At 35.8% G+C, this 24,008-nt stretch carries 26 protein-coding genes; 12 read left to right on the top strand and 14 right to left on the bottom strand.

Annotated features, from left to right (window positions below):
- Positions 1-313 precede the first annotated feature (313 nt).
- Both ACQCPR_RS13185 and ACQCPR_RS13180 read left to right on the top strand, forming a co-directional pair.
- Entirely contained in the window at positions 314-430 is a 117-nt protein-coding gene (locus tag ACQCPR_RS13185) for a YuiA family protein (RefSeq protein WP_416235978.1), read from the top strand.
- Between the two features lie 95 nt (positions 431-525).
- Positions 526-849 (top strand): YuiB family protein, encoded by a 324-nt coding sequence (locus ACQCPR_RS13180; RefSeq protein ID WP_090567138.1) that lies wholly within the window; start codon positions 526-528, stop codon positions 847-849.
- A gap of 34 nt (positions 850-883) precedes the next feature.
- Here the strand turns inward: ACQCPR_RS13180 and ACQCPR_RS13175 are convergent, their stop codons facing one another.
- Positions 884-1,360 carry a divergent PAP2 family protein gene (locus ACQCPR_RS13175; RefSeq protein WP_090567141.1) on the bottom strand — a complete coding sequence of 159 codons (477 nt, stop codon included), beginning with the start codon at positions 1,358-1,360 and terminating at the stop codon, positions 884-886.
- Between the two features lie 121 nt (positions 1,361-1,481).
- Here ACQCPR_RS13175 and ACQCPR_RS13170 point away from each other — a divergent pair, with 121 nt between their 5' ends.
- Both ACQCPR_RS13170 and ACQCPR_RS13165 read left to right on the top strand, forming a co-directional pair.
- Positions 1,482-2,984 carry a leucyl aminopeptidase gene (locus ACQCPR_RS13170; protein WP_427137190.1) on the top strand — a complete coding sequence of 501 codons (1,503 nt, stop codon included), beginning with the start codon at positions 1,482-1,484 and terminating at the stop codon, positions 2,982-2,984.
- Positions 2,985-3,043: 59 nt separating this feature from the next.
- Positions 3,044-3,262 (top strand): hypothetical protein, encoded by a 219-nt coding sequence (locus tag ACQCPR_RS13165; protein ID WP_090567147.1) that lies wholly within the window; start codon positions 3,044-3,046, stop codon positions 3,260-3,262.
- A 396-nt stretch (positions 3,263-3,658) separates the two neighbouring features.
- On the opposite strand, the gene ACQCPR_RS13160 is transcribed toward ACQCPR_RS13165, so the two are convergent.
- The 8 genes from ACQCPR_RS13160 to ACQCPR_RS13125 form a co-directional block, all read right to left on the bottom strand.
- A complete protein-coding gene (locus tag ACQCPR_RS13160) occupies positions 3,659-5,131 on the bottom strand; it encodes a polysaccharide deacetylase family protein (protein WP_427137189.1) in 1,473 nt (490 codons plus the stop codon).
- A 125-nt stretch (positions 5,132-5,256) separates the two neighbouring features.
- Positions 5,257-5,619, bottom strand: coding sequence for a monovalent cation/H(+) antiporter subunit G (mnhG, locus tag ACQCPR_RS13155; RefSeq protein ID WP_090567153.1), 363 nt, complete (start codon positions 5,617-5,619; stop codon positions 5,257-5,259).
- The gene (locus ACQCPR_RS13150; protein WP_090567156.1) at positions 5,603-5,884 is read right to left on the bottom strand and encodes a Na(+)/H(+) antiporter subunit F1; all 282 of its coding nucleotides are present in this window, start codon (positions 5,882-5,884) and stop codon (positions 5,603-5,605) included. The genes mnhG and ACQCPR_RS13150 overlap by 17 nt, the downstream gene beginning before the upstream one ends.
- Complete coding sequence (locus tag ACQCPR_RS13145; RefSeq protein WP_090567159.1) at positions 5,881-6,360, bottom strand: Na+/H+ antiporter subunit E; 480 nt, start codon at positions 6,358-6,360, stop codon at positions 5,881-5,883. Before ACQCPR_RS13145 ends, ACQCPR_RS13150 begins: the two co-directional genes overlap by 4 nt.
- A gap of 1 nt (position 6,361) precedes the next feature.
- Positions 6,362-7,849 carry a Na+/H+ antiporter subunit D gene (locus ACQCPR_RS13140; protein WP_427137188.1) on the bottom strand — a complete coding sequence of 496 codons (1,488 nt, stop codon included), beginning with the start codon at positions 7,847-7,849 and terminating at the stop codon, positions 6,362-6,364.
- Complete coding sequence (locus tag ACQCPR_RS13135) at positions 7,842-8,183, bottom strand: Na(+)/H(+) antiporter subunit C (RefSeq protein ID WP_090567165.1); 342 nt, start codon at positions 8,181-8,183, stop codon at positions 7,842-7,844. The genes ACQCPR_RS13140 and ACQCPR_RS13135 overlap by 8 nt, the downstream gene beginning before the upstream one ends.
- On the bottom strand, positions 8,183-8,605 hold the full coding sequence (locus ACQCPR_RS13130; RefSeq protein ID WP_090567168.1) for a Na(+)/H(+) antiporter subunit B: 423 nt from the start codon (positions 8,603-8,605) through the stop codon (positions 8,183-8,185). The genes ACQCPR_RS13135 and ACQCPR_RS13130 overlap by 1 nt, the downstream gene beginning before the upstream one ends.
- Positions 8,592-11,024, bottom strand: coding sequence for a Na+/H+ antiporter subunit A (locus ACQCPR_RS13125; RefSeq protein ID WP_427137187.1), 2,433 nt, complete (start codon positions 11,022-11,024; stop codon positions 8,592-8,594). The genes ACQCPR_RS13130 and ACQCPR_RS13125 overlap by 14 nt, the downstream gene beginning before the upstream one ends.
- A 230-nt stretch (positions 11,025-11,254) precedes the next feature.
- Here ACQCPR_RS13125 and ACQCPR_RS13120 point away from each other — a divergent pair, with 230 nt between their 5' ends.
- Complete coding sequence (locus ACQCPR_RS13120) at positions 11,255-11,815, top strand: DUF5366 family protein (RefSeq protein ID WP_427137186.1); 561 nt, start codon at positions 11,255-11,257, stop codon at positions 11,813-11,815.
- A 259-nt stretch (positions 11,816-12,074) separates the two neighbouring features.
- Complete coding sequence (locus tag ACQCPR_RS13115) at positions 12,075-12,626, top strand: AAA family ATPase (protein WP_427137185.1); 552 nt, start codon at positions 12,075-12,077, stop codon at positions 12,624-12,626.
- Between the two features lie 584 nt (positions 12,627-13,210).
- On the opposite strand, the gene ACQCPR_RS13110 is transcribed toward ACQCPR_RS13115, so the two are convergent.
- On the bottom strand, positions 13,211-15,064 hold the full coding sequence (locus tag ACQCPR_RS13110) for a transglycosylase domain-containing protein (protein WP_427137184.1): 1,854 nt from the start codon (positions 15,062-15,064) through the stop codon (positions 13,211-13,213).
- A 189-nt stretch (positions 15,065-15,253) separates the two neighbouring features.
- The gene (locus ACQCPR_RS13105; RefSeq protein WP_090567182.1) at positions 15,254-16,489 is read right to left on the bottom strand and encodes an MFS transporter; all 1,236 of its coding nucleotides are present in this window, start codon (positions 16,487-16,489) and stop codon (positions 15,254-15,256) included.
- Between the two features lie 136 nt (positions 16,490-16,625).
- Between ACQCPR_RS13105 and ACQCPR_RS13100 the strand changes: the two genes are divergently transcribed.
- Positions 16,626-17,363, top strand: coding sequence for a peptidylprolyl isomerase (locus ACQCPR_RS13100; protein ID WP_090567185.1), 738 nt, complete (start codon positions 16,626-16,628; stop codon positions 17,361-17,363).
- 16 nt (positions 17,364-17,379) lie between these two features.
- A complete protein-coding gene (locus ACQCPR_RS13095) occupies positions 17,380-17,583 on the top strand; it encodes a hypothetical protein (RefSeq protein ID WP_427137183.1) in 204 nt (67 codons plus the stop codon).
- A 260-nt stretch (positions 17,584-17,843) separates the two neighbouring features.
- On the opposite strand, the gene ACQCPR_RS13090 is transcribed toward ACQCPR_RS13095, so the two are convergent.
- The gene (locus ACQCPR_RS13090; RefSeq protein ID WP_427137182.1) at positions 17,844-19,010 is read right to left on the bottom strand and encodes a MalY/PatB family protein; all 1,167 of its coding nucleotides are present in this window, start codon (positions 19,008-19,010) and stop codon (positions 17,844-17,846) included.
- A gap of 75 nt (positions 19,011-19,085) precedes the next feature.
- Between ACQCPR_RS13090 and ACQCPR_RS13085 the strand changes: the two genes are divergently transcribed.
- On the top strand, positions 19,086-19,346 hold the full coding sequence (locus ACQCPR_RS13085; RefSeq protein ID WP_090567194.1) for a DUF1871 family protein: 261 nt from the start codon (positions 19,086-19,088) through the stop codon (positions 19,344-19,346).
- A gap of 45 nt (positions 19,347-19,391) precedes the next feature.
- On the opposite strand, the gene ACQCPR_RS13080 is transcribed toward ACQCPR_RS13085, so the two are convergent.
- Positions 19,392-19,604, bottom strand: coding sequence for a helix-turn-helix domain-containing protein (locus ACQCPR_RS13080; RefSeq protein WP_090567197.1), 213 nt, complete (start codon positions 19,602-19,604; stop codon positions 19,392-19,394).
- Positions 19,605-19,693: 89 nt separating this feature from the next.
- Positions 19,694-21,031 (bottom strand): sodium-dependent transporter, encoded by a 1,338-nt coding sequence (locus tag ACQCPR_RS13075; protein WP_427137181.1) that lies wholly within the window; start codon positions 21,029-21,031, stop codon positions 19,694-19,696.
- A gap of 128 nt (positions 21,032-21,159) precedes the next feature.
- Here ACQCPR_RS13075 and ACQCPR_RS13070 point away from each other — a divergent pair, with 128 nt between their 5' ends.
- The 3 genes from ACQCPR_RS13070 to yugI all read left to right on the top strand — a co-directional run bounded on the left by ACQCPR_RS13070 (position 21,160) and on the right by yugI (position 23,866).
- Positions 21,160-21,717 (top strand): RNA polymerase sigma factor, encoded by a 558-nt coding sequence (locus ACQCPR_RS13070; RefSeq protein WP_427137180.1) that lies wholly within the window; start codon positions 21,160-21,162, stop codon positions 21,715-21,717.
- Positions 21,707-23,416 carry a hypothetical protein gene (locus tag ACQCPR_RS13065; RefSeq protein WP_427137179.1) on the top strand — a complete coding sequence of 570 codons (1,710 nt, stop codon included), beginning with the start codon at positions 21,707-21,709 and terminating at the stop codon, positions 23,414-23,416. Before ACQCPR_RS13070 ends, ACQCPR_RS13065 begins: the two co-directional genes overlap by 11 nt.
- 75 nt (positions 23,417-23,491) lie before the next feature.
- Entirely contained in the window at positions 23,492-23,866 is a 375-nt protein-coding gene (gene yugI, locus ACQCPR_RS13060) for a S1 domain-containing post-transcriptional regulator GSP13 (RefSeq protein ID WP_090567210.1), read from the top strand.
- Positions 23,867-24,008 lie beyond the last annotated feature (142 nt).

Here is a 24,008-nt window from a genome sequence, read left to right as displayed (position 1 = left end):
GTAGCCCTCACTTTTTTAAAAGTGGGGGCTTTTCTATGATATGAAAATATAAAATTTTCCATTCTATAAATTCAGTTTTCAAGGTTACTCGGTAATCTTATAGCAAAAACGTCTGTCCATAGCACTTCGAAACGATAGAAACAGGTTTTGATTTTAAAGGATCTGGGATCTTTGTGGCTAGTTTTTCTCACAGTTAATATAAATTATCGTATATTTGTGTTAAGCATATTAACTCTTTACAAATTATTTTGTATGTGATATATTATCTGAATATTACAAAAAGGTGTAAAAGGAGACGATTAATATGACAAGAATGAAAACTGAGACAAAAAGTGCGCATTGCCCATATTGCAAAGGGGAGGGCTACTTTCAACTTCGATTAGGTGGATCTGAAACATGTAATTGCTGTAATGGATCTGGAAGAAAGTGAACAAGATATGACAAAAAAGTGAAAACAAATATGTTGATTGAATACTAACCTCCGTTAAGGTAAACTATTTACAGATGTTACGGAGGTTATATAATATGGAGTTTATGTTAGTTCAAATGATACTTTCAGTTGTTATATTTTTTGTCATGTTTTTTGGAATCGCCTTCCTACTGAATATGTTACTACGTATGACATGGTTTATGGCAATTCTTTATCCGATTGTTGTGGTGCTAATCATAGATGAAGTTGGATTTTTTGATTATTTTACAAAGCCAGGGTCTGCTTTTTCTGCTTTAGGGGAAAAAATTGTTTCTCTTCATGCTGCTGATATTATTATTTTAGCTGGTGGGCTTGTTGGTTCAATTGCTGCAGGATTTGTCATAAAATATTTAAGAAAAAATGGATATCAAATGTTTTAATAGAAAAGGATGGCTCAATTGAGCCATCCTTTTCTTATTGTATAAAGTTATAAATTACAACGGAAATTAGTATACCAGTTATGGCGCCCATGAAAACTTCAATAGGTTTATGACCAAGTAAGGTTTTAAGTTCTTCAATTTTTTCTTCATTTTTCTTATGTGACCATTCTTTTGTTTGCTCTACAAATAATTGGAAGTCGAGTCGCATTTGATTGATCATAATTGCTTGCTGACCTGCCTGAAAACGGACACCTGTTGCATCGAACATAACAATTACTGCAAAAACTGTAGCTACTGCAAACAAGGGGGAACCAAGCCCGGTTTCAAAAGCAATAGCGGTACATAGAGATGTAACAGCAGCAGAGTGAGAACTAGGCATTCCACCAGTAGAAGTGAATAAAGACCAATCCAATTTTCTCGTCACTAAAAAGTGAATAGGAATTTTGACGAATTGTGCAAATATAATAGAAAAAAGAGCAGCCATAAGTGGAGTATTTTGGAGGATTGCCAAAGTAGACACCGCCTTTCATTTGTACTTATATTATTGATAGTATAACATACTCCTACTAGTCGAAAAATAAGTAAGGTTCCTATATAATAAAATTATATCGAAAATAGTAGGGGGAAAAATGATGATTATCAATACAAATGAAGTATTATTTGAAGAAGTACAATCTGAAACACTTGTAGTTGGGGTTTCTAAGCATGTAGAAAATACACCAAAATGGGATACTTTTTTAAATAGCTTTGGAGAGCATATTGGGGACTGGGTAAAAAGTGGGGATATATCTACAGAGTTAAAGAAAATCGTCAAAATTCCAGTTTCAAACCATGAGTCAGTAAAAAGAGTTTTATTTGTTGGGATCGGTGATCGAAAACAATTAACACAAGAGAAAGTACGAGAGGCATTTGGTCTAGTGGGTAAAGAATTACTAACTAGTAAACCAGAGTCACTAGCAATATGGCTACCTTCATTTACTTCTGAAGCTATAGTTGTAGCAGATGTAGCTTATTTAGCAGCTGAAGGAATTGGGATGGGTTCATTTACATATGAAGGATATAAAACTACTTCGAATGTTCCGGACTATTATTTACCTTCTATCGAGCTCTTAATGGATGAAGAAGATGATGAAGTCGTTTCATATTTTGAAGTAGGTACTATATATGCAGATGCTGTAAATGAGGCAAGAATTCTTGTTAATACACCTGGTAATGTATTAACTTCTACACAATTAGGTGAATATGCAAGAGAGCTTGGAGAAACATACGGATTTGAAACCGAAATCCTTGGGAAGAAAGAGATTGAAGAGCTTGGAATGGGCGCACTTCTTGCTGTAAATCAAGGCTCTGTTGAGGAACCAAGACTTATTGCTTTAAAATATCAAGCAACAGATGATTGGACTGATGTTGTAGGATTAGTAGGGAAAGGTATCACATTTGATACAGGTGGTTACTCTATTAAAACTAAAACTGGAATAGTTGGAATGAAAGGCGATATGGGGGGAGCAGCAGCTGTTTTAGGTGCAATGCAAATTATTGGAGAACTTCGTCCAAATAAAAATGTCATTGCTATTATTGCTTCTACAGACAATATGATCTCAGGCAATGCTTTTAAACCAGATGATGTTATTACATCAATGAGTGGGAAAACTATTGAAATTTTAAATACAGATGCAGAAGGACGCTTAGTTTTAGCAGATGCTGTAACATATGCTAAGCAACAAGGAGCGAACTATATTGTGGATGTTGCAACGTTAACAGGCGGCGTTATTACGGCATTAGGATACGATAAAACAGGTGCTTTAACGAATAATGAAGAATTCTTCGAAACCTTCATGGAATCATCACTAGAAACAGGAGAATTCGTTTGGAGACTGCCACTAACTGAAAACGATAAAAAACGTATTCGCAAAAGTGATGTAGCAGATCTAAACAATTCACCTGGTGGAGATGGTCATATGATTTTCGGAGGGGGATTTGTTGGGGAATTTGTAGAGGAAATTCCTTGGATTCACCTGGACATTGCAGGTACATCCGATACAAAAGCAGCTCATGACTTTGGACCAAAAGGCGGTACGGGAGTTATGGTACGTACGCTTGCTACTTTAGTAGAAAGAATGGCTGACGAAGAGTAGGCGAAACACTTATAGGTTGCTTCCCTAAACGCATACACTGTGTTGAAAGGAGGAGCAGCATGCCAAGAAGATATAACAGAGGTAATTATTGGGGAGGTCCTTTTATAGGTTCGTTTGGGGGACCATTGTTAGGTAGTTTTGTTGGAGGTCTTTTAGGTTCTTCTCTTGGAAATTATGGAGGGTATAGACAGCCGTTTCCATTTTACCCGAATCCATATCCAAACTATTATCCATATACGCCATTTCCTTACCAACCATTTTACGGTGGTTTTTACTAGGAAAAGTGGTATCTAAAAAAGCTGCTGTGTCCACGGTTATTTCGTGGATACAGCAGCTTTATTTTTAAATAATAAAAAAGTATATAGAAATGCTCCGTGAACACTTACTACTTCTCTTTATTTCTACTCGTTTCCAAAAGTTGATGGAGTGGGATGGATATACAAACACCATAAGATTACCGAAAAAGGGATGCTGATTGGTTATGACGGACGTCACAACCAATTAGCATCCCTAAAAGTTTAATTGATACTAATATTGCAACAACTCGGTATAAAGCCTACTAAAAACCTAGAAACAGCTTTTGACCTTAAAGGACAGGATGCCCTTTTCCGGTCATTTCTTTTTTATTATAGTTGGTCAATAGTAGAAAATAGAAAAAATTTGCTTTCTATTAGTCAATCAAGTTCAGAAACAGTTACAAATGTATAACCTTCACTAGTTAAATATGCAAGCACACTTTCTAAACCTTGGGCAGTTGATAAATGAATATCGTGCATTAAAACGGTGCTTCCATCATGAACACTACTCTTCACAGATGTTAATAGATGATTGGCATCACGGTACTTCCAATCTAGTGTATCTACATCCCATAGCACAACGGGTAGGCTCAAAATGTTCATTAAGTCATCATTAAAAGCACCGTAGGGAGGACGGAAAACAGTAGGTTCTTGTCCAGTGGCCTGTTCGATAATGTTATTAGTTCTAGAGACTTCTTCCGTGATTAGGTTCGTCGTCATATTGGTCAAATTTGCGTGAGTCCAAGTGTGGTTGCCTAGCTCATGACCAGCTTCCAATACATCTCCAGCTATTTCTGGATAGAATTCAACTCTACTGCCAAGCATGAAGAAGGTTGCTTTAGCATCATACTTTGCTAGAGTTGCAAGAATCTTAGGTGTAACTTTAGGATCTGGGCCATCATCAAAAGTCAAAGCTACTTGTTTCTTCTTTGCATTTCCAATTTGTACGTCAACTTGAGTCGAAGTCTCATCATTACTGTTTTGTTCTACTTCAACTTCTTCAGAATCTTCTTCAACAGAAGGTTTCGGCAATACATCATTTGTGTCAATTGGTTTAAAAGGTGCTACTAGTTGTTCAGATAGCTCGGCAAGAGGAACGCCAATAATAGGTGCGCCTGCAGCACCATTTGCTATCTCATACTCATCAAAATACAAAACAAGAGTATCCTCTATTAACGCAAATTGCTTAAAGTTACTCCATTTGGGTTCGGTAGCCAGTATCATTTCTTCTTCCAGTATTTTATCTTTAAGGCTTGGATCTTTCTTAATATTGTCTCGTACAAGTGATGATAGTTTGATAAGTTTAGATTCATCATGACCAAATAAATCATCAATCTCTATAACTTCCCCAGAAGTTGTACGGAGATGTGTGGTGTGAAAACTTGTGTATCCATTCGCCCCCCCTATATATGTACCTGTAACCATTACAAACGAATAAGAACCTGATGCGTGTGGGAATATTTCAAATGCGATGTTCAACTCTCCTGGAGCCTTACTACCAATTCGTTTATTTTCTTGCATGGCGATTAAATAAGTATCTAGTTGTTCATCTATGTATTTTTTAATCTGTGTATTAAATGATTCTACCTTACTTTGTGGATATTGTATTGAATAAGGGGAATATTCATCATTGGACACCTCCGTTTTAATAAGTATTCCTGGAAAAGCCGATTCTATAGTCGATTCCTCTTTTGTTATTTCTGGAGATTTTTTGTTGTCGGTTGTAGATTGTTTTGCATTACTCTTTGTTGAGTAACTGAGGAAGATGAGGTTTATGCTTAGAAGTGCAATCATACTAATAAAAGCAGCATCAATCCATGGTTTTCGTTGTTTGTAACGTGATTTTTTCATAATTTAGGTCTCCTTTCATTAATTAGACGTGTAGCTTGATATAAAAGTTTGCTAAAACAATCAAATAAAAGCATGTTTTGAAAAAAAATTCAAAACATGCTCTTTAGATTTGATATTATCGTTACCTATTTAAGTTTTTCTCTTTTCTTTTTAATCACTTCGGCTAAATCGTCTCGTACTGTTTTATCGGATAATTTTACACCAGACAGGTAAGCTGCACGACCCATCATATGACCTCCAACAGGCCCCGTTATGAATATAAAAACAATCCCGAGTAAAATACGCGAATTGAAATGACCTTCAATTAACCAAAAATGAAGAAATACCCCTAGTAATATACTCATAACCCCTAAAGTTGCGCTTTTTGAAGCAGCATGGGCTCGAGAGAATGCATCTGGTAGGCGTATTAAACCAATAGCAGTAACTAAGATGAAAATGGTCCCAAAAGCAATGGTAGCAATAATAAGTGTATTAGCTATTACGGTCACGTTGAATGATTTCTCCCTTCTCCGTGAATTTAGAAAAGGCTACAGTTCCGATAAAAGATAGAACCGCTAGTAACAAGATAACCTCTAAGAAAAAGACTGTATCAAACAGAATAGATATAAGCCCAATCAGCGTTATAAGTCCTACTCCTATAGCATCCAATGCAATAACACGGTCTGGAGTAGTGGGACCCTTTACTAGGCGATAAACAAAGCCTAGAATTGACAAACTTATTAACACTACAATTATCCATAGAAAAGTTGTCATGATCTACTCACCTCCAATATGGCTTTTTCAAATGTATTACGTATGGAATCGACTGCTTCATCAATATCTTCAAAATCTATCGAGTGGATAAATAGTGTTTTATTGTCATCCGAAATATCAATAACTACGGTACCTGGTGTTAAAGTGATCAAACTAGATAGAAGGGTTATCTCCCAATCTTGTTCGAGTACTGTTGGCATCGCAAAAATTGCTGGACGAATAGGCATTGTTGGTTGCACGATTAACTTCAAAACAGAGAAGTTGGACAGCAAAAGTTCCTTTAGGAATAGACTAGCTAACTTGATGACAGCCCATACACGATCCATATAAAATCTAGAGCTAAAGGATTTTCGAAGCATGAAAAGCATTAGCAAACCGAGTAAATAACCGACTATAAATGTCGTAGGCTTAAAAGAAACTGATAAGAACATCCAAGTAAGTGCGATTAGTACATTCAATAAAATTTGGAAAGCCATATTATTTCACTCCTTCGAAAACAGCATCAACATATATAGAGGGATCGAGGAGCACATTTGTCGCATCAGTCATAAAAGGCACTAAATACTCTGCACCAACACCATACAGGACAGTAAGACTAGCTAATGTGATGGCTGGAGCTAATAAATGACGGTACTTTTTGTCACTAATAACATATTGTCCTTTTTCTTCACCCCAGAATGCATAAATGAAAATACGAATTGCTGAGAGGAGAACTAGAAGACTGGAAGCTAGTATGAAGATGCTTTGCCACAAAAGATCTCCTTCAAATCCGCCCTGTACGATTAATAGTTTCCCTATAAAACCACTTAGCGGGGGAATACCTGCAAGTCCAAACGCAACAATTAAGTAAACCCAAGCGAGCAACGGATAACGCTTCATAAGACCGCCCATTTTACGTAAATCCGAGGTTCCTGTTATCTTAATAATAATCCCTATTAGTAGGAACAGTGCGCCTTTTATGAGAATATCATGGATCAAATAAAAGACAGACCCCATCATTCCACTTTCATTCATCACAGAAGCTCCAAACAATATAACCCCTACAGCTATGACGATATTGTATATAATAATTTGCTTAACATTAAAATAAGCTAAAGCTCCAATACAACCTACTACGATAGTTAGAATGGACAGTATCATTAACAAGTTATGCGTATACCCAACATCAGTTGTGAAAAACAGTGTATAAGTTCGCATAATTGCATAAACACCTACTTTAGTAAGCAAAGCACCAAATAATGCAAGCACTGGGATAGGTGGGGCTCCATACGATCCTGGTAACCAGAAGAATAAAGGAAATATACCACCTTTAATCCCAAATACGATGAGAAATAGTACAGCTATAACTGTTACAATTCCAGATGGTCCTATCTCTGCTAACTTCACAGAAATGTCTGCCATATTTAGCGTTCCAACTACTGAATATAAATAACCTACTGTAATAACAAATAACGAGGAAGATACAATATTAACGATTATGTATTTGATTGATTCTTTTAACTGAATCTTTTCTCCTCCTAAAACGATTAAAACGTAAGAGGACATTAATAACACTTCAAAGAATACAAACATATTGAAAATATCGCCGGTAGTAAATGCACCATTTACACCTGTAAGCATGAATAGTATCGCAGGGTAATAGAATGCTTTTTCACGTTCCTCTTCTATAGAAGTGAAGCTATACCACACAACAAATAGTGCGATTAGTAGGGAAGACGTAACCAATAGTGCAGAAAACATATCAGAAACCATTGTTATTCCAAATGGAGGTGACCAGCTACCTAATGTGAGCGCTTGTACACCATTTACTTTTACTTTATAAAGTAAGGCAAAAGAAGAAGCTAAAGCAAAAGCCAAACCTATCATCGTTACAACTCGCTGGGCTCTCACTTTTTTAGGGAAAAGTAGTAGAACAGCAGCAAACAGAAAAGGAATTAGGACAGGGAGTAATAATAAGTTAATCATTGTCTTCATTTCCTTTCATCAAATCCATATTGTCAGTACCAACAACTTTGTATGCACGATAAGCTAACACGAGCGAAAATGCAGTAACTCCAAAGCTAATTACAATTGCTGTTAAAATAAGCGCCTGTGGTAATGGATCTGCATAATCGGTAATTCCCTCAGCTAAGACTGGAGCAGATTCCCCGCCTAATCCACCCATCGTCAGTAACAGTAAATGTGTTCCATGACTTAGCAAACCAGTGCCAATAATTATACGTAACAAACTTCTAGAAAGTATTAAATAGACGGCAGCCATAAATAGAAAGCCGATTAAAATGGACATGAGGATCTCCATTATTCATCTCCTCCTATCATTTGGATGATGTTCATCGTAACTCCGACCACTACTAGATAAACGCCTGTATCAAAAAACATAGCAGTGTGAATGGAGGTTTCCCCAAGTAATGGTAAGTTAAAGTAATCATATACATGAGTGAAGAATGGAACATTAAAGAAAATAGAAGCTGCTGCAGTAAGTAATGAAATTATTAAACCAATAGCAGTAATTACTGTGTAATTGACCGGTAACATGTCTTGTACAGTTTTCAAATCAAAAGCTAGCATCAGCAAAACAATCGCGCTAGACATGACTAATCCGCCTACAAATCCTCCGCCAGGTGTATAGTGACCTGCAAAAAAGATATGGATGGAGAATAGAAAGATGATGAAAAACACTACTTTTGTAGTCGTTTGAATAATTAGATCATTTGTCTTCAACTTTTCTATCTCCTTTCTTTTTTGCCAAGCGAACTGTAATCATACCTATAATTCCAAGTGATGCAATAGTAAGTACACTAATTTCAAATAATGTATCGAAGCCACGGTAATCCACTAGAATTACATTTACGATATTTCCTCCACCGGCTTCTGAATATACAGTTTCCTTGTAGTACTCAGATATGGACTCGACTAACTTTTGCGAATGAGAAGCAATAGCTATTAACGTAACCATGATACCTACACCTAAAGCAATTAGGAAATTATTCAATCGGAAACGACGATCTTCTTTCCCTTTTTCATACTTGTTCATCTTAGGTAGATGATAAAAAGCACCTAAAAATAGTGCAACTGATACAGTTTCAATGACTAACTGAGTTAATGCTAAATCTGGTGCCTTAAAAATGATATAAAATAAAGCGACTGTATATCCAACCGCTCCAAGAGCAATTATTGCTGTTAATCTTGACTTGGTTACCAAAATAGTAACAGTGCTAATTATCAATATAATAGAAATTAACACTTCAAAAAATTTAATTGGCGCCAAATTAGTTAAATCCATAACAAATGCATCTTTTATCCACATTGTAAGTGCTAATAAAATGATTAACGCTGCGAACATATAGATTAAATACGAACGAATCGACCCAGTCATATAACTGGAAGATAGTCGGTTTGCACCTTTGTCCGAAAGATTCATCAGCCCATCGTAAAATCTATTAAGTGACATTTTAACTGGTATTCTTTCGTATACAGGAGCCCATTTATCAATCGTTTTATATAAGATGAAACCTATTAAAAAGACGCCTAATGTCATATACAATGCCGGTGAGGAAAAACCATGCCATGCCTTAATCTTAAATCCAATATCTGCTGGTACTTGATACGCAAGTGGTTGAATGGCAGCTACAGCTGGCTTGATAAACAAACTACTGAAGTAGTTAGGAACAAAGAATATTACTATAACAAGTATCGCTAATATACTTGGTGAAATAAGCATACCCCAAGGGGCTTCATGTGCTTTTTTAGGTAAAAGCTCAGGCTTATGCTTCCCTCGGAATGTATGGAATACGAAGTACAAGCTATAGACAAAAGTGAAAACGCTAGCAATCCAAGCAACAATCGGAAACAAAATCCACCAAGATTCCAAAGAATGCACGTTAAAATGCTGCAAGAAAAGAGTAGCATCTAAAAACATTTCTTTACTTAAGAAACCATTAAATAGTGGAATTCCAGCCATAGAGAAGCTGCCAATCATAGCTATAGTAAAGCTAATAGGCATCAAGCTCATCAATCCGCCGAGTTTACGAATATCTCGTGTACCCGTTTCATGATCAACAATACCTGCAATCATAAACAAGCTTCCTTTAAACGTTGCATGGTTCATTAAGTGGAATATTGCTGCAAAAGTAGCGATCGTAAAGGTAGGGACTAGATTTCCGGTAACGTGATAGGAGATAGAACCAATACCAAGCAAGGACATGATTAAGCCAAGCTGACTTACTGTTGAGAAAGCTAGTATGGCCTTTAAATCTGTTTGTTTTACAGCAAAGACAGAACCCCAAAATAATGTAAGTAATCCTACACCAGTTACGAGCCAAACCCAAACTTCTGATAAAGCAAATATTGGTGTGAATCTTGCAACTAAGTATAAGCCTGCTTTAACCATTGTTGCGGAATGCAAATATGCACTAACCGGAGTGGGTGCTTCCATTGCATCCGGTAACCAAATGTAAAAAGGAAACTGAGCTGACTTTGTAAATGCTCCAATTAATACGAGAACAAGTGCCCAAACAAAGAACTCATGGCCAACAAGAATTGGAGCCTGATCGATTAATTCACGAATAGAGAACGTTTCTCCCATAATTCCAAGTAATACGAATCCACCCAACATCATTAAACCACCGAATACAGTGATCATCATCGATTTTAAAGCTCCAAATCGAGAACGATCCTTTGTATACCAATATCCGATAAGTAAGAAGGATGAAATAGAAGTTAATTCCCAGAAGAAATATAAACTTATAAGATGATCTGATTGAACAACTCCTAGCATTGCACTCATAAACAATAATAGGTAAACGTAGAAGTTACCTAGTTTCTCCTTCTCTTTATCCAAATAAAAGATAGAGTAAAGAACAACTAGTGCACCTATTCCAGTAATGAGCAATGAAAAAAGCAAACTTAGCCCATCTATGTATGAAACTAATGAAATATCCAATGATGGAACCCAAGAGAACTCTTCTATGTATGTGCGACCATCCATAACAGTTGGTATATAGGTGCCGTAAAAGAATACTAAAGCAAGTGGAACAAGTAGTACAAACCAACCTGTATGAATATTAGAAACTTTCTTGAACAAAAAAGGAATCACTAGCGCTATTATTATGGGCAAAAAAATTGCGAAAATTAGGGACAAGGGAATCCTCCTCTCAAATAAGTGTGTATATAACGCATCTATAAAATTATAACGTAAATAAGCTTTATTTGCATGGACTATTGCATATAGTCACTTTCTTTCGATATGATATTTAGGATTAGTTAAATAAGTAGAACAACGTATTTTTAAATGTCATAAAGAATTCACTTGCTTCAACAATAGTTGAACAAAAAAGAAAATATAACAGTAAGTAAAATAAAGGAGTATTTATGAAAAACCCTTATGTCTTTGGCTTTTTACCACTAATAACAATAGTATTATTTAGTTTATCTTTCGCTACATTTACGATGAATAAAGTTATAGATCTTTTTAAGGTAATTGGTGTTTACGGGGGAATGAGAGAATTTCTGTCTGACCTGGAACTAAAACTGTTTTTGCTGATCATACTGGTATTAATTAATTTTATGGTTTTTTCGGCATTTAAACTAATTGCAGAGACAATTCATGAAATTGGTATGTTATTTTTCTCCAAGGATTATGAAGGGAAAACTATGTCGCAGGCTCGGGGAGGCTTTGTAATCTTTTTTGTTGGAGCTGTTATCTCTCTTGTTGGATTTCAATCAATACAATTACTACTAATTGTATTTTTGTTAACTACTTTTATCTATTTTGTTTATGTAGTTTATAAATTAAGCAGTTCGATGAGTCTTGTCGGTACACTTGGTTTAGTCATGTTTGAAATCATTATTTGGAGTCTTTTCATCGCGCTTGTTATTTATATAATTATCAAGTTATATAATGGGATAGTTGCTAGTCTACCATTTCTTTAAGTTTTATTGAAATTTGCCATAGGGAGAGAAGAGTCATCACCGCTTAGCGGTTGTGAGGTCTCATCTATATCACTCACTCTGCGAGCGTCACCATCCTTAATGTGAATTGTATTAAAAACACCACCTCAAGACTTAAGTGTGGTGCTTACCTTGATATATGTAATGGCGATAGTAACTACCTTTTATCGTAGCTTTATATCTATTTTAGTATTATGAATAAAGCGGTGGGTAATCTTGAAGTCTAGAATGGAGAGGTCTGATGAACAGATTAGCAATTATAACTGTAGGAAAAACACATAGTGGCAAAACGACATTTGCGAAAGCTCTAGAAAAAGAGCTTCTCAACTCAGTTGTGATTGATCAAGATAACCATGCGGAATTCCTGAATACATATTACCAATCATTATTGCCCCAGCAAGGGAGTAATACGATTAAGTATGCACTTACACAGACGATTGTTCATCATATAGTTCATGAGACTAATTGCCATTTAATTCTTTGCAATTCCAATAGAAATCGTAAAGGCCGTATAAGACTAATTGATTATTATCAAAGCAAAGGTTTTACTTGTATTCTTGTGAATTTTGAAATACCAGATCATATTTTGGAAGAGAGAATCTCTGAAAGTATGCGAAGTACAAGTATATTAAGGACCGCCATTACTTTTGACGAAGTACTTTCTAGGCAGCAGGCAGAGACCAATACAGGTGATATAATAGCACCAAGTGAAGATGAAGCAGACCATTTGTTTGTTATTAAAATGCCTAATGAAGTTCCGTTTGTTATTCGAGAAATTGTAGGATTTGTTTAATGACTAAGCTTCAGTAGCTATTATGTAATGAAATTATTTGTACAAAGCCATAAGAGTTCAATTAGATATCCTTTGAGAGGGAATATCTAAATAAGAAGCATTCACCAAAAAATAGCGAAAAAGAGGCTGGGACAGAACCCAAAAACAGCATTTTTCTCTGTGAGAAAAATGCTGTTTTTTTTGCTGTGCACAAAATTGATTTCCATTCCAGGGACGCTTTCCACGGGCGTGGCCTCAGCCTGTAGTCTCAGGCGTCACGCTATTCCCGTAGGAGTCGCCCCTCCATTCCAATCAATTTTATTAAATATCCATTATTTAGTATAGGTTTCTCCTTATCCAATAAAATTTCGACTTCTGACCCAGCACAGTAAGAGGGGATTTTTTCTTTTCACTAATTTCCTCAAAAGACACTAATCCTTTTCCTAAAGTTGTAGGATGGCGAAGGACGACAAACACCATAAAATTATCGAGAAAAGTAAGTCGGCTGTGAATTCAGTCACGACCAACTTTCTAAAAACCATACGGTAAAAATATAGCAACAAGTCTATCCAAAGCCCTCCGAATACGATAGAAACAGGTTTTTCTTAATTCATTATTTGGTTAAATATTTTATGGTGAATCTTTTTAGATTCTATTGGCTTCATATTTTTCGGCATATCATAGCCAATCCATACTGCTACTGTATAAGTATCGGTAAGACCTGTAATCCAGTAGTCATAAAAGTCATTTGTTGTACCTGTTTTAGCCCCAACATAAGATGACCTAACGTTAATCCCTTTGCCAGTTCCGTTAACTACAACATCTGAAAGTAAATCTCTCATTATATTTACAGTTTTAGGGGACCATACTTCCATCTTTTCTTCTTTCCATTCATATAGAGTATCGCCATTCTTATTGGTGACTTTGCGAATAGCATGAGCGGGTTTATACATTCCGTCAATAAAACTTGTGTAAGCATCCGCCATCTCAAGTGTGGTTACTCCATTTGTTAAACCACCTAGAGCTGCAGGGTAAGTATGGTCACCCTCTATTAAATGGTTGAACTGGAATTGGTCTAGCTTCGCAAATGCTTCCTCAATTCCAACAGTTTGTAATAGACGGACTGCTGGGGTGTTATGACTAAAACGAAAAGCTTGTTTTAAGGAGACATTTCCATATACGGCCCCCCCATAATTTTGCGGACAATAACTCGCAATACATAATTTACCACCACTTATTTCATTGTTTGGAGTTAAAGATGTCATTTCAAAAACAGGACCATAAACTAGTAATGGTTTTAAAGCAGAACCAGGTTGTCGTACAGCTTGATTAGCCCGGTTAAAATCAAACTTTCGATAATCTCTACCACCGAACATGCTAACAATTTCTCTTGTTTCATTATTAATAACAACAGAAGCAGCCTGTAAGTCTTTAGTGTTTTTTAAAAGGTTATCAATATATGAGACATCCTCTTTTTGTTTGTTAGGGTCTAATGCGGTATGAACGACTAGCCCTTGAGAAATTACTTCATTCACGCGAGTTTGTAATTCATTTTTATGAAACACTGCTTGCTGCTCATTGGAAGCCGATTCGATTTTCTCTTGAAATCCCTCGCTAATACTGATCAAGGACTTTAGTTCGTCTAATACGTACGTACTATAGACAGGGTACAATTGTGTCTTTGTTTTTGTTTGAAGAACAATAGGCTCATTTTTTAGCATATTCCCATGCTCTGTAGAAATTTTATCGTTTTTCACTAAAATATCAATCAACAATTCTTGCCGCTTTTTAGTAGCTTCAAAATTTTTCAATGGGTTATATACACTGGGGTTATTTGGAATAGCACTTATAAATACTTGCTGCGCTTCAGTTAATGCATTTAACGGTTTTCCAAAATAATAGGTTGCGGCTGCGCCAATTCCATACACCTTGTTGCTAAAGTATATTTCGTTTAAATAATTTTCTAGTATTTCATCTTTGTTAGATTGTTTTTCCATCTCGTAGGCGTAGACTAGTTCAGTGACTTTACGTTCATATGTTTTTTCTGTTGACAAGTAACGTAACCTTACTAATTGCTGAGTGATTGTACTCGCACCCTGGTTGCTTGAATTTGCTGCTGCATTTGCAAAAACAGCACGAAAAATCGCACTAAAATCAAAGCCAATATGATTATAAAACTCTACATCTTCACTTTGAATCAGTACCTCTTGAACGAAGAGGGGGATGGATTCCAATGGCAAGGGATCTCGCCACTCGATATAATCCTCTGAAAAAATTACCTTATCTTTATCTAAAAGCACGATAGGCGAAGTAATTGCTGGTGGATTGAGGGGAATAGCCCCTTTCAAATCTTCTTTAAACTCTGAGGCAGTTAAAATCTCACTATGGATAAACGAATATAAAATCCAAATGAGAGGAAAGCAAAGAAGAACGATAATATATCCGATTGCTTGACGCATAAACTTGCACTCCAATTCCAATAATCTTATAAGAAAAGCGCAAGCGCCTAGGTTTGTCCTGGATTATGAGCCACACAAATTTTAAACTATCCAATGGTCTAGGGGCTTGGGCTGGACAGTAGTAAAAAGAATATTATTCTTTTCTAATAAAAAGAATAGCACACTTTCGGTATTGAAAGTGTGCTATCTTCACGATAATTTTGCATGCATTTCTTCTTCTATCAATACATCCTCAAAATCTTTTCGAGGTTTCTTTCTAGCGAAGTAGATGATTGTAAATGCGATTAAGAACAATGCACCGGTAACAAAAAAGACTGATGAAATACCGATATACCCACTTATAAAGCCTCCAAACATTGGCCCGATTATATTACCTAAAAAGCGGAAACTTGTATTATAGCCCATTAGTTCACCTTGAACCTCAATCGGGGCTTCTCTTCGTATTAAAGCAGTAGTAATCGGTATTAATCCACCTGAGGCAATGCCGAATAAGAACCGTAGAATTATTAGTTGCCATAGTTCTGACACGAATGCCTGAGGAATGATAAACACAAAGGCAAGGATTAGAAGGAAGGATAATATCTTCTCATATCCAATCGAATCACCGAGCTTCCCCCAAGTTCTAGCAAACAATAGACTACCGACTCCGGTCGCACTAAAGGTTACACCCGCGAGAAGTGCAACTTCCTTAGAATCAGTTAATTGAGAAACATATAAGGATAAGAGAGGTTGAATACTAAACAGTCCAATTTGTATCAACGAAGAAATCATTAGAACATTTAGAACGAGTCGGTGATGAAATATACTTGAAATAACAGTCTTTCTAGAATATTCGTGGTCACCAGCTTTTTTCTCTTTTCGAATCTCATGTATACCAAAAAGTACGATTAACGCCGCAATAGAAACAGCTGTTGCTGTAATAATGAATGTGTATTGGAAACCGAATGTATCTGCTAGAAATCCACCAATAATAGGACCGAAAAGAGTACCAGAAACACTACCCATCTGTAATGTACCCATCGTTTTTCCAGCGATATTCTTTGGAGTTTGGGAGCTTATAAAGGCCAAGGAGGTTGGGATAAATCCAGTAACGATTCCCATAAATAAACGGAGGACAAAGAAGGCTTCAACAGAATTAACAAACCCCATTAGCAAGACACTTAGAGCAATCCCAAATCCATTAATGATAAGAATTGGTTTATACCCGTATTTATCTGCGATTCTTCCCCAGATAGGTGACATTAAAAATGCAGACACGAATGTAGCACCGAACACTAGTCCAGACCACTTTTGTACATAAGCCTCGGAGAAATCTCCCATTGTATTTATATATAATGATAAAAATGGCATTATCATCGTCATAGTGGCCGAAACTAGAAAGATAGAAAACCACATGATCGTAAAATTTCGTTTTTGTACGCTCATTGAAATCCCTTCTTTCTATGGTAGCGTAACTGTTCTATTTCTATTATAGAACATTTAGTGTGTCGAAGAAAGTTAGATACTTTGTCACTGAATTATGGTGTATTGTTATGGTAAACTAATTTGGGGTGAATAATTCATGAAAAAAATATTATTACTAATAGGTATAGCAACAACTATTTGCTTTTTAAGTGCGTGTGGAACAGATGATTCTAGTGCACAGAAGGAAGAGGTAGAAAAAGAAGATTCTACTGTAAATTCTGATACCCAACAAGAAGGAGAGAAAATAATGTATCCACAACTTTCAAAAGAGATTGCTTCAAACGAAGCTTTAGTAACAATGAATACATCAATGGGACCAATTAAGATAAAATTATTCCCTGAACTAGCACCAAAAACAGTGGAGAATTTCTTAACACATGCAGAAAACGGTTATTATGATGGAATGATTTTTCACCGAATTATCCAAGATTTCATGATTCAGGGTGGAGATCCAACTGGTACTGGTATGGGTGGAGAAAGTATTTACGGAGCAGAATTTGAGGATGAGTTTTCCATGAATCTTTTTAATTTAAGAGGAGCTCTTTCAATGGCAAACGCCGGACCAAATACAAATGGTAGTCAATTCTTCATCGTTCAAGCTTCTGAACCACCTGCAACAGCACAGCAAATGATCGATGGTGGATGGCCAAAGGAAATTGCTGAAGCATACGAAAAAATGGGTGGCACGCCTCATCTTGATCAAAAACATACAGTATTTGGACAAGTAATTGAAGGTTTAGATATAGTTGACCAGATGGCAGCAGTTGAGACTGATGCAAATGATAAGCCAGTAGTTGATATTACTATAGATTCAATCGAAGTTGTTCAGAAATAATTAGAGGAGTGTAAATATGTTCTCGTTTTTACATCTAGCTTTTTTATATTTTCCAGAAGATAAATCGGAATATATACCTGTAGTAATAGAATTAGTTGTTTTAATGGTTATTTGCGTACTCGTTTTTAGATGGTTGCTAAAAAAATCTAAAAAAGATGCAGAAAAAGCAAAAGTTTTAGAAGAAAGAATTATGCAAACAAAACAAGATAAACTTAAATGACAGTTTCCATAATGATAAAAGAAATACTAAAAGACCTTTCGTGATGAAGGGTCTTTTAGTGTTTTAATAGATAAGCTCCACAAGATTACCGAAAAAAGAGAGGTTGATCGTGGTATTCATCACGACCAACCTCTTGAAATCCCCCGAAAAGATGTAACAATGCCAGTCTGAAGCACTCCGGAGACAGTAAAAAATAAGTTTAATTCTTTTAAAGAGCACTTACGCTTTTCTTAAAGTAGATATTGTTATTCAAATTATGTCTATTGCAGTGATTTTACGAAGCGGGAAACTCCATCTTCCACAGTAGAGAGTGGACAGGCCACATTCATTCGTAAGAATCCATTTCCAGCTTCTCCATACTTAGAGCCAGGCTCTAGAGCGAGCTTTCCAACCGTTAATAGTCGATCCATCATTTCTTTTTCTGAAAGGCCAGTCCCACGATAATCGATCCAAAGTAAATATGTACCCTCTGGTTTGGAAACCTTTATGCCATCTAATTTCGAGAGGTTTTCTACCACGTAATCCATGTTTATTGTCAATACTTCTAACAGTTCCTCCAGCCAAGGATTACCTTGTTCGTATGCTGTTTGGAGTGCTGTAAGAGAAAATATATTTAATCCCATATATCCACGGTTCATCTCAAGATTTTCTAAAACCTTCCGTTTTTTCTCATCGGGAACAACCATAGTAGCAGCTTGAATTCCTGCTAGGTTAAATGTTTTTGTAGGTGCTAAAAAAGTTATGATGTTATTTGGATCTTCCGCCACTTTAAGCATTGGTATATGCTTATTTGGTTCGAAGATGAGATCCGAGTGAATTTCATCTGACAAGATTAAAACATTATATTGTTGACAAAGTGTAGCTATCTTCGTTAAGTCTTTTTCGCTCCATACCTTTCCACCTGGATTATGTGGATTACATAAGATAAAAACCTTCACATCATTTTTTAAACAGTCCTCAAATGATTCCCAGTCCATCTCGTAGGAATTATTCTTTTCTAATAACTGACTAGTGACTACAGTTCTACCTAAATTTGTAGGTACACTCATAAATGGAGGATATACGGGCGTATGGATAAGAACTTTATCCCCAACTTCAGTGAATGCTTCAATAGCTTCTGCTATTCCAGGAATGACCCCATGGAGAAACAGAATCCATTCATTTTTTATAGTAAGTTGATGCTTTTCAGCTACCCAATTAGTAAGGGATGATTTTGTTTCCTCAGGCGCCATGGAATAACCAAATACCGGATGTTCCATTCGTTTATGTAGCGCATCGATAATAACGGATGGGATGGCAAAATCCATATCCGCTACCCACATAGGTAGTACCTCCGAAGCATCGTTGATAGAATATACTTGCTCTAACATATCCCATTTGGCTGAATATGTATTTCGGCGATTAAAAACAGTAGAAAAAATAGACAAAGTAATTTCCCCTTTCAATTTGTATTTATTATGTTATTATAACCCTATCTAATAAAACTAGTAAGGTGAAAATAAATGGACACAATTGAGATGAATAGAAGAGCAGTTTGGACATTGCAACAATGGGACCCATTTCACATTGGAGAAAATGCATATGAAACAGAAACTGCAGACGTAGTCGCATATTTGCAAAATATTGATCACCCATCTGAATTGGCAAAACGAATTCAGGAAATTTATGAACATTCTTTTGAAGAATGGATTCCTTTAGAAAAATGTGTGGATATATCTTATAAACTAATAGCGTTAAAGTATGAAATGAAATGTATTATATAAAACGAAAAAGCTTTCGGTTTTTAAACCGAAAGCTTTTTTTATAAATTAAACTTCTTGAAGACCGTCTAATAAGTTAGAAGCTGGAACTTCAAGTGCATTCGACAATTTCAATATTGTTTGTACTGATGGAGTTTCTGCGCCTGATTCATAGGCTTCTAACTTTCCAGTACCAATTCTTGTTTTTAATGCAAGAGTTTCTAGCGTAATGTTACGCTCTTCTCTTAATTGACGTAATTGCTCATGTAAATCTTTCTTCATGATTCCATCCACTCCTGTCTTAATTATTATTTATTATAACACAATTCTTCGTAGAACTTTTGATATTATTGTCAGAAAAAGTACAATTTTTACATTAATAACTTCAAAGCACCTTGAATAAAAACGATGATTATTGCAAGCGGAGCGACAAAACGTACAATAATATACCAAGAATTTAATAAAAAATTATTCATTCTAAGCTCATGGATTAGCATGGACTTAGAAAAATGGAAACCAGCAAATAATGAAATAAATAATGCTCCTAACGGTAATCCAATACTACTTGTAAGGAAGTCAGCGAAGTCAAAGATGGACATACCTAGGATATCGACGTCTGATAGTACACCAAAAGATAAGGCACTTGGAATTCCAACTAAGAAGATGAGGAATCCGTATACCCAGGCTGCTCGTTTCCTTCTATCATATTTTGATTTGATCCCAATTGATACAATTATTTCTAACATGCTGATAGAAGAAGTTAGTGTAGCAAATAAAAGTAATATGAAAAATAAAATTAAGAAAAACTGACCAAAAATAATCTGCTCGAATACTGCTGGAATTATTATAAATGCTAAGCCAGGTCCTGCGTCGGGGGAAAAGCCTAATGCAAACACTGCCGGAAAAATAACAAGCCCTGCCATAATAGATATTCCGATATTCAAGACAGATACACTCATTGCCGACGATGCCAGTTTAGTTTCTTTCGGTAAATAAGATGCATAAGTAATCATTCCAGAAACACCAACACTTAAAGAGAAGAAAGCCTGACCTAAAGCAAGTAAAGCAGTTTCCCATGTGAAGTATGACCAATCTGGTACGAATAAAAACTTAATTCCTTCGATAGCGCCATCTAAAGTAAGAGACCGAATTGCTAAAATAACAAAGAAAATGAGCAGGATTGGCATCATCCATTTACTGGCTTTCTCAATTCCACCCTTGATCCCACCCGCTACAATCCAAATCGTGAGTAGAATGAAAGTGGCCTGAGCAATTACAACCTCCCATGGATTTGAGATAACTGTATTAAACAAGTCATTAAAGAATGTTTCATTATTCCCATTTAAACTAAATGTAACAGCGCGGAACAAATAAGATAAGATCCAACCACCAACAACACTATAGAATGATAATATGATAAAAGAAAATGCAAAACCTGCCCAACCGATCAAAAACCAAGGTTTTCCAGGTGCCAGTTTTTTAAAGCCACTAACAGCATCTGCTTGGCCTTTTCTTCCAATTACAAATTCAGCAAGCAATATAGGTAGACCAATAAGAAAGGTACATAGAATAAACAAAATTACGAATACACTACCTCCATTTGTACCCGCCATATATGGAAATTTCCAAATCGCACCTAGTCCAATTGCACTTCCGGCTGCCGCTAATATAAATCCAATTTTAGATCCAAAATGATCTCGGTTTGTCACGATAATTCCTCCTTTAATAGGACTGTCTTATTGTACACGAGGATTTATAGAAAATGTAAACTGATTTGTGAAACAATCTAGAACAATCTTTCGTATCATCAGTAGAGTAAAGAGAAAGAGGGAGGATTATGTTAGAGCTTGAGTTAATAGAACGAGCACCACAGGGGGACAAAGCAGCATATACAGAACTTATACATATACATCACAGGACCGTTGAAAAGTTTGCATTTCAGTGTGGCGTTCTGGTTCATGACATTCCGGATGTAACTCAAGAAGTTTTCGTGAAGCTATACCGATTTCTACATCAATTTCAGCGTGATCGGTTTACCACGTGGTTATACAAAATCACATTAAACACAGCTAGAGATTATTACAGAAAAGAAACAAAGGAAAAAGAAAAGAGTCATAAGCTAAATACAGGAATCAGAGAAACTTACATGTCAAAATCCGCAGAAGATCGAGTTTTAGTATTTGAAGAAGACCGCGAACTCCATAAAGCCATTCAATCACTCGATGAAAAATATCGTCATCCTATCATTATGTTTTACTTTCATGAATTATCCTATGAACAAATTGCAGAAGTATTAAATGTACCCCTATCGACGATAAAAATACGTCAATTGAGAGCTAAGGCATTATTAAAATCAGCATTACAATTGAATGGAGGAGTTAGACATGGACGATAAACAATTAGAAGAACGCCTAAATCTTTTAAAGTCATCCTATGATCGATTACCTTCATCTGTAGATACTGATGAGATTCTACAGAAAATAGAAAATGAAAATAATATAGCTCCAGTTGAAAAGAAAAGTAAAGGATCCAAATGGCAACGAATTACTGTGTGGGCAGTAAGCATAGCTAGTGTGTTTGTCATTGGGATTCTGGGAAACAGTTATATTTTACAAGACGAGAAAAAGATCCAACAAGGGGAGCAGATGTCAGATGCTACGAAAGAATTTATTGAACAGTTGAAGAAAGATTATCCAATTGAAAGAGAAAAAAAGAGAGAATTATTAAACCTTTCAGAGGAAGAGTTTTCACAAATTCCTTTTATTGAATTTGCAGATAGTAGTTTTGAACACTATACGGCAGAACGTGAAGACTCCTTTCTTAACAATCATTCTGATTCCAATTTAGAAACATATTATGAAAATACAATGAGTGGTTTGTTACTTCCTTCTGAAATGGTTAAAGAGCTTAATGAAGGAGATAAACTTGATAAAGCTGAAACAGTTTCATTTTTAAGAAAATATAATGCGAAGTTTAATCATTTCAAACTATATACGAACGATAAACTTGATAAATATAAAAAAGAACTAGAACCCTACAAAGTGAATGGTTTATATAACATCGATAAAATTCTTGAAAATGAACAATATCTACCTGATGGGTTCCGAACAATGAGGGAGAACGCTGAAATGCAGGGTCTTCAGTTAGTGTTGATAGGAGATGGAATCGATATTAGGTTTAGTTTTAGTTTAGAACCAAATTATTCTTCCGTATTTTCTATAGTATTAGATCCTATTTCAACTGGTTATCTGCAAATGATGGCGCAGGAGCCATTTACGTATGCTTGGGAACTATTATATCCCATGAATGAAACAGCACAAACTCTATTAGCCATGGAGGATTACATGTTGGATGCATACGTGAATGAAGAGGAATACGGAGGGGATATAATGGATACCTATTATATAAGCGTATTTTATTTTCTAGTAAAAGGGACGGAAGAAAATCCAGTGTTTGATGAAAATGGAATGGTCAAAGAAGAGTATAGAGAGATTTGGAATATGATGAAAAACGAAGATAAAATTTCTCCTTCTCCATATTTATTAACTCCAATAGTGGCTGATTTTGAAAAGTCAGGTTGGAAGAAATCTGAGGAATGGGATGACTTAACTTACGGGGATATAGAAAATGCACTTCATCTTGCAAAGACTGGAGATTTGGAGAAGTTCATGCACCAGGGACTTGAGGTGCAAGTGGACGATGAATTTGTTCAGCGAGTGCATGCATTATATAAGTCGTTTGCAGGAACACATGATCAAACAGCATTAAAGGAGGCCACTCCTGAGGAAATTGTGGGATTGTATTACTACTCAATTCAGCTAAAGGATTACGAAACGCAATACGAGTTGTATATAAAAGATGATACACAAATACAAATTCCAAAAGATGAATATCTAAATGGAAAGCAACAGGTTATTGATAATATTAAACTTGAATTTAAAGAGCTGGAGTTTATACAAAATGCTGCGGACTATGGAGTAGTAATCTTAACGAAACAATCCGATAGACGGAGTTCTGATGAGAATGAGGTAATTGGATTTCAACTCATCAAAACGGAAAATGGCTGGCGACCGCCCTTTATGCCCATACAGTGATTTTTGCCGTCATACTTCCTACTATGTTATAATTTAACATGACTATAACGTATATAAGAAAGTAGGAACGAAATTATGACTCAAAATTATAAGGTAGGAGATGTTGTCACGGGTAAAGTTACAGGGATTCAGCCATACGGAGCCTTTGTTAGTTTAGATGAGCAAACACAAGGCTTAGTGCATATTTCAGAAATAACATACGGGTATGTAAAAGAAGTGGAAGAATTTTTAACTGTAGGGCAAGAGGTAGAGGTGAAAATTCTAGAAATTGACGATGAAGCAGGGAAAATTAGCTTATCAATGCGAGTACTTCAAGAAAAGCCAACACTACCAAAACGTGATGATAGACCTCGGAAATCACTTCAAGATCGAGTAGATGAACATGATGAGGAAGGATTTAATACATTGAAAGAAAAATTAGCCGACTGGATTAAAAAATCGGCACTATAAAAGGATTTATACAGTGATGAAAACCACTGTATAAATCCTTTTTTGCTTTTAGATAATTGGGGAATTTATCCCTTTAGCAAGTATATGCTACTCATGAGCAAGTATTAGAAGTTAGAGAGCAAGTATTTTAACCATTAGTGCA

The organism is Psychrobacillus psychrodurans, from assembly GCF_050209195.1.
Lineage (GTDB): Bacteria > Bacillota > Bacilli > Bacillales_A > Planococcaceae > Psychrobacillus > Psychrobacillus psychrodurans.
The sequence above is the reverse complement of the archived record's forward strand: the minus strand, read 5'-3'. Positions and strand labels throughout refer to the sequence as shown.